The 6,314-nt window shown below is 76.0% G+C and carries 4 protein-coding genes; all 4 read right to left on the reverse strand.

The window, feature by feature from the left end; all coding sequences use genetic code 11:
• Positions 1 to 94: 94 nt before the first annotated feature.
• The 4 genes from ABZX40_RS38245 to ABZX40_RS38260 all read right to left on the reverse strand — a co-directional run bounded on the left by ABZX40_RS38245 (position 95) and on the right by ABZX40_RS38260 (position 6,074).
• Positions 95 to 4,105 (reverse strand): hypothetical protein, encoded by a 4,011-nt coding sequence (locus ABZX40_RS38245; protein ID WP_355749698.1) that lies wholly within the window; start codon positions 4,103 to 4,105, stop codon positions 95 to 97.
• A 254-nt stretch (positions 4,106 to 4,359) separates the two neighbouring features.
• On the reverse strand, positions 4,360 to 5,265 hold the full coding sequence (truB, locus tag ABZX40_RS38250; protein ID WP_355749695.1) for a tRNA pseudouridine(55) synthase TruB: 906 nt from the start codon (positions 5,263 to 5,265) through the stop codon (positions 4,360 to 4,362).
• Positions 5,262 to 5,708, reverse strand: coding sequence for a 30S ribosome-binding factor RbfA (gene rbfA, locus ABZX40_RS38255; protein WP_355749692.1), 447 nt, complete (start codon positions 5,706 to 5,708; stop codon positions 5,262 to 5,264). Before rbfA ends, truB begins: the two co-directional genes overlap by 4 nt.
• Positions 5,709 to 5,780: 72 nt before the next feature.
• Positions 5,781 to 6,074, reverse strand: coding sequence for a DUF503 domain-containing protein (locus ABZX40_RS38260; protein ID WP_355749689.1), 294 nt, complete (start codon positions 6,072 to 6,074; stop codon positions 5,781 to 5,783).
• Between the last annotated feature and the right edge of the window lie 240 nt (positions 6,075 to 6,314).

Genomic DNA, 6,314 nt, shown 5'->3' on the forward strand with positions numbered 1-6,314 from the left:
GACGCTTCTTATGCCGGTCTAAGGGTGCCATGCCCGATGGCCCCGCCCCGCATCGGCGTCCACGCTGTGACCGGGCGCACGCCGCCCCGGCGCGTCAGGCGGGTACCCGCACCCCGGCCAGGCTGCCGATCATCCGGCGGGTGCTGGGCCCGACCATCGCCGCCCACTCCCCCGGCGTCCGGGTCAGCCATCCCGCGACCTGCGCGGCGAAGCCGGGGACATGCCGTCCGAGGTCGACCAGGCCCCGGTCGAAGCAGGCCGCGCCCTCCGGTGTCCGCACCAGCAGCAGCCCGATCCGCCGCACCGTCCGCGCCAGCTCACGGTCGGCCGGCTGATCCTCGGTTCCACCGCCCGCCCCCGACCCCGCCCCCTCCCATCCCGCCACCACCCCCCGCAGCAGCGCGTCCAGCACCTCCGGCTCCCGCTCCCGCGCCAGCAGCAGTTCGCGCAGCTCGCCCCGCAGGGGTCGGCCGGAGGCGGCCCCACCGCCGCCCAGGACCCCGGCCAGCGCCCCCCGAGCCCGCTCGCAGCCGCCCTCCAGCAACTCGGTGACCAGCGGAAACACCACCGTACGGCCCTGCTCGGGGGCTTCCAGGCGGGTGTCGGCCCAGTGGGCGACCACCCCGGCGCACTCGGGTCGCCGTTCCACCGCCTCGCCGATCAGGACCGCGACCCGGCGGGCCAGCGCGGCGGGGGTGGCGTCGAGCAGGGTGCGCAGGGCCTCCCCGGCGCCGCCGTCCGGGGCGAGCGGGCCGCCGCCGGAGGCCAGCCGGGTGCGGAAGGCGTCCAGGACGGGTTCGGGGTGGGTGTTCAGGGCGGCCAGCAGGGCCTGCGCGGGCAGCCGGGGGTCCCCGGCGCCGAACCGGGCGAGGGCCTTCGGCAGATGCCGGGCGCGGCTGCGCGGGTCGCGGACCAGGATGCCGAGGGCGGCGCCGTGCAGCGGGGCGTCGGCGGGCCCGGCGAGCACGCGCAGGGCCGCGTGGCGCAGCAGATCGCGGTCGGCGTCGGTGCGGGCGTGGGGGCCGGTGCGCAGTCCGTGGACCATGGCCGTTTCGTGGCGGTCGGGGCGGGGGTCGTGGGCCCAGCGGTCGACGGCCCGGCAGCTCGCGGACGGCTCCTCCTCGGCGAGGACGGCCAGCAGTTCACCGGCGCGCGGGTGCGCCCGGTCGGCGAGGGCCTCGGTGAGATCGTCCAGGGCGCGGCGCCGGTGGGTGTGCAGCAGGGCCTGCGCGGCCATCGCCACGGTGGCGTGCGGGGTCGCGGGCAGCGCCCGCTCGTCGTCGAACCACCGGATGAGCAGCGGCTGCACGGCGGCGGGGTCGGCGGCGAGCAGGGCGGCGACGGCGTCCAGGAAGCGGGGCCGCCCGTCGCTCTCCTCGGGGGCCGGGTCGGCGAGGACCAGCCGCCGCAGCAGATCGAGCCGCTCGGGGCCGGGCACCGCGAGCCCGGTCCACAGACCGGGGCCGAACTCGGCCGGGACCGGCCGCCCGTAGCCGCGCCAGAGCGCGATCCGGTCGGCGAGCAGCCGCAGGACGGGGACGTACGGGGTGGCGTCGGGGACCTGGCGGAGGACCTCGCCGAGCAGCCGGACCGCCCACCAGGAGTCGGGGTCGGCGTCCAGCGCGCCCACCAGTTCCTCCAGTTTCAGGGCGAGTTGGTAGGTGCCCTGCTGGCGGGCGAGGAGCAGGAGGGACTGGACGACGGGGCCGATGCGGTGGTGCGGGACGGGGAAGGGGCCGGGTTCGACGGCCTGCTTGCGGTGGCGGTGGACCAGGGCGCGCAGGGCCTCGTCCAGGTCGAGGTGCATGCCCTGGATCCAGTCGGCGAGTTCCTCGTGCGCGAAGCGGTATCCGGCGCCGGCCGGGACGAGGAGTCCTTCGGCGAGTACGGCGGAGGCCCAGCCGGTGGCGGCGGCGAGGCGGCGGGGCGCGGGGCCCCAGGGGAACACCGCTTCGAAGGCGGCCCGGTCCAGCTCGCCCTGTCCGGGGCCCAGGCTGCCCCGGGCGGCCTCGTGGACCTGCCCGGCGACCTTGGTGGCGAGCCGTCGCACCGCCCGGCCCGCGACTCCGTTCTCGGCGGCGATCCGTACGGCGATGCGCAGGCACATCAGGTCGAGATGGGCGGCGAGGACGTCGTAGCGGTCGAGGGAGCGGGGTTCGGGGGCGTCCGGCAGGGCGGCGCGGACCTCGGAGAGCAGCCGGAGGGTGAGGGGGTGGCGGGCGTCGGCGGGGGCCAGGGCACCCTCGGGGATGCCGTAGCGCGACCGGGCCTCACGGGCCTCGGACGCGGTGAGGTCGCCGAGCGGGACGAGGGCGGGGAGTTCGACGACGGCGGCGCCGGGGGCGTGGACCGCGTCGGGCGGGTGGCTGGTGCGGCCCGGGATGCCGTCGCCGGGGATGCCGTCGCCGGGGAAGCCGTTGCCTGGGGCGCCGTCGCGTGGGTCGCGGGCCGCGCCGGGTCCGTGACCGGTGGCGCCCGGAAACCCGACGCCCGGGACGCCGCCGCGCGGGTCGCGGGCCGCCCCGGGTCCGTGGCCGGTGGCGCCCGGAAAGCCGCCGCCCGCAGCGCCGCCACGCGGGTCGTGGACCGCCCCGGGTCCGTAGCCGGTGCCGCCCGGGACGCCGTCGCCCGGGACGCCGCCGCGCAGGTCGTCGGCCGCCCCGAGTCCGTAGCCGGTACCGCCCGGAAAGCCATCGCCCTCAGCGCCGCCACGCGGGTCGTGCGCCGCCCCGACTCCGTGCCCGGTGTCCGGCGCGACGCCGAAGGCGAAACCCTCGCCATGGCGACCGGTGCCCGGCGCGATCCCGGCGGCGAAGGCGAAGCCCTCGCCATGGTGGCCGACGCCCGGCGCGATCCCGGCGGCGAAGCCCTCCCCCGCCGTCTCCCAGTACTCCGCGCGGCAGCCGACGACCATCCGGGCGCCGCTCTCGCGCAGCCAGCGGGCCGTGCCCTCGGTCCACTCGCCGAGCCGGTGGGCGAGGACCGGCGGCATCTCCTCGGGTCCGTCGAGCAGGATCAGCAGCGGGCGTCCGGCGGCGCGGGCGAGGCGGGCGAGCCGGGCCGGGGTGAGATCGCCGAGTTGTCCGGGGAGTTCGGGGCGGGAGGCGGCGACGATCCGGGCGGCGCGGGCGAACGCGCGGTCGGCGGCGTCGGCGACCGAGGCGTCCCAGTTCTGGAGGTCGGCGCCGCGCAGCCAGAGGGTCGGGGCGGGTGCGCGTCCGCTGCCCCGGCGGGCGGCGAGGGCGGCGAGTTCGGTGGTCCGGCCGCTGCCGGGCGGGCCGACCAGGGCGAGGACATCGGCGCCGCCGTCGGTGAACGCGGTGAACCCGGCGGCGACGGCGGCCCGTTCGACGGGGACGACGGTGGGGCGTCCGGCGAGGGTGTCGGCCGGGGCGTCGCAGCCGACGGAGGTGGCGGTCAGCTCCAGGACCCCGGCGAGATTGAGGTCGGCGCCGTAGGCGGGGACCGTGGCGGCGTTGCGGGCGAGGAGGTCGGCGAGGGGGCCGTCGGCGGCCGGGCGCAGCGGCACGGCGAAGCCGCTGTCCCGCAGCCCGGAGCGCAGGGCGGTGCCGATGACGCCGATGACCGTGCCGGTGGCGGTGTCGAGGACGGGGCCGCCCGCCGCTCCGCCGCCGAGCCGGAGCGCGTCCCGCCCGGCCGTGCCGATGGCCAGCTCCAGGGCGTCGTCCAGGAGGTGGAAGCGGTCGGTGGCGGTGTAGGTGGCCTCGGTGGTGCCGAGGACCCGGGCCTCGCGCCAGCAGCCGGCGGCCAGCCGCACATAGGTGCCGGACCCGATCCGGTCCCGTACCCCGATCGGCAGGGGGTCGACGCCGAGGCCGTCGGTGCGGACGAGGGCCAGATCGCGGCCGGGCAGGGGGGTGATGTCGTCGGCGGTGACCGTGCAGGCGCGGTCCCCGGCGGCGCGCAGCACCAGACGGCCGAGGCCGTCGACGGTCTCGTGGCTGGTGATCAGGGTGCCGTGGTGGTCGGCGAGGAAGCCGAGGCCCCGGGGGCGTCCGGCGAGATCGTGGAGATGGACGAGCGCGGGTCCGTCCGCCGCGCCGAGGGCCCCGCCGGGCCGGGAACGACCGGCCTGTTCCGCCACCGTCGAACCTCCCCACCCGCGACGTACCTGTGTACGACGGTAGGCGGGCGGTGATCGGGGCGACACGGCGTGTCCTGAACGCGCCCCCTTGCACTCCCTCGGTTCACTCCAAGCGCCCGACTGAACGGGTGAACAGGGCGCGTCGGCTGGATATCCCTAGGGGTGGGGGAACCGAGGGGGGACCCCGTGGAGCGGCGGACAGGCACGACCCCGTGACCGCCGCTCCACGGGCACTTCCCGGGAATCCGACCAGGTCAGACGAAGACCGCCAGGCTCTTGGCCTTGCCCTTCTGGTCCTCCACCAGGGCGAGCAGCCCCCCGTCCGGCCCGAACACGGCGACCGCACCGGCGCCCGCGTACTCCTCGGGCAGTTCCAGCCGGACCCCGTTGGCGAGCAGCCGGGCCCGGCGCTGATCGACGTCCCAGCGGGGGAACGCGGCGGCGGCGGCCTCGGCGACCGGCATCACGGACAGCTCCTGCTGGAGCTGGTCCAGGGTGCGCGCGGCATCGAGCTTGTAGGGGCCGACCCGGGTCCGGCGCAGCGCGGTCAGATGGCCGCCGACGCCCAGCCCGGCGCCCAGATCGCGGGCGAGGGCCCGGATATAGGTGCCGGAGGAGCAGACGACGGAGACGACCAGGTCGAGGACGGGGGTGCCGTCGGCGGCGACCGCCTCCCGGACGTCGTACACCCCGAAGGAGGAGACGGTGACGGGCCGGGCGGGGATCTCGAAGTCCTCGCCCTCGCGGGCCCGCTTGTAGGACCGCACCCCGTCGATCTTGATGGCGCTGACCTTGGACGGCACCTGCATGATGGCGCCGGTCAGCGCGGCGACCCCGGCGTCGACGGCGTCGCGGGTGACCTTCGAGGCGTCCACCGACCCCGTGATCTCGCCCTCGGCGTCGTCGGTGACGGTGCTCTGGCCCAGGCGGATCGTGCCCAGGTACTCCTTCTCGGTCAGCGCGAGGTGCCCGAGGAGCTTGGTGGCGCGCTCGATGCCGAGGACGAGGACGCCCGTCGCCATCGGGTCGAGGGTGCCGGCGTGGCCGACGCGGCGGGTGCGGGCGATGCCGCGCATCTTGGCGACCACGTCGTGCGAGGTGAAGCCCGACGGCTTGTCGACGATGACCAGGCCGTCGGGCGGGGTGGGCTTGTGCGTCATTCGGCGGCGTCGTCCTCGTCGTCACCGGGCTTCTTGTACGGGTCGGCCTCTCCGGCGTAGGTGGCGCCGGAGGACGCCTGGCGCACCTTCTCGTCGGACTGGCGGGCCTTGTCGAGCAGATCCTCGATGGTCTTCGCGTTGTCCGGCAGGGCGTCGGCGACGAAGGCCAGGGTCGGGGTGAACTTCACGCCCGCGGCCTTGCCGACCTCGGAGCGCAGGATGCCCTTGGCGCTCTCCAGACCGGCGGCGGCCTCGGCCCGCTCCTCGTCGTCGCCGTACACGGTGTAGAAGACGGTCGCCTCCCTGAGGTCACCCGTGACCCGGGTGTCCGTGATGGTGACGTGCGAGCCGAGCCGCGGGTCCTTGATTCCGCGCTGGAGCTTCTGCGCCACCACCTCTCGGATGAGGTCCGCCAGCCTCTTGGCACGCGCGTTGTCGGCCACTGGTCCGTCTCCTTAAGTGCTTTCTTCTCGGTGTTTCGGTGTGCGCCGGGGTGCGGCGCGGGTGCCCGCGTCTCAGTCTTCGTCGCTGTGGAGCCTGCGTCGAACCGAGAGCAGTTCCACCTCGGGCCGCGCCGCGACCAGCCGCTCACAGCGGTCCAGTACGTCGGTGAGGTGCGCCGGGTCGCCGGAGACCACCGCGAGCCCGATCTCGGCCCTGCGGTGCAGGTCCTGATGGCCGGTCTCGGCCGCGCTGACCGCGTACTTGCGGTGCAGTTCGGCGACGATGGGGCGGACCAGGGAGCGTTTCTCCTTCAGCGAGTGGACGTCGCCGAGGAGCAGATCGAAGACAAGAGTCCCCACGTACATGTGTTGCCGGTTCACCCGCCGGGTCGGGATCGGTATCGGCTTTGAACGGTACCGGGTGGCTGCCGCCGGCTCTATGGGGTTTTGCCTGGGGCTGCGCCCCGGCAGTTCCTGTCGGACGGTTTGTATGTGCGGGTTTCGTGGTGGCTGGTCGCGCAGTTCCTCCCCCAGAGGGGGTACCCCCAGCGCCCCTAAAGCGGGCTGGCCGACGGGACAGGAGTCCCCGCCGGCCCCCCCCACAGG

The organism is Streptomyces sp. NPDC004610 (genome assembly GCF_040609715.1).
Classification (GTDB): domain Bacteria; phylum Actinomycetota; class Actinomycetes; order Streptomycetales; family Streptomycetaceae; genus Streptomyces.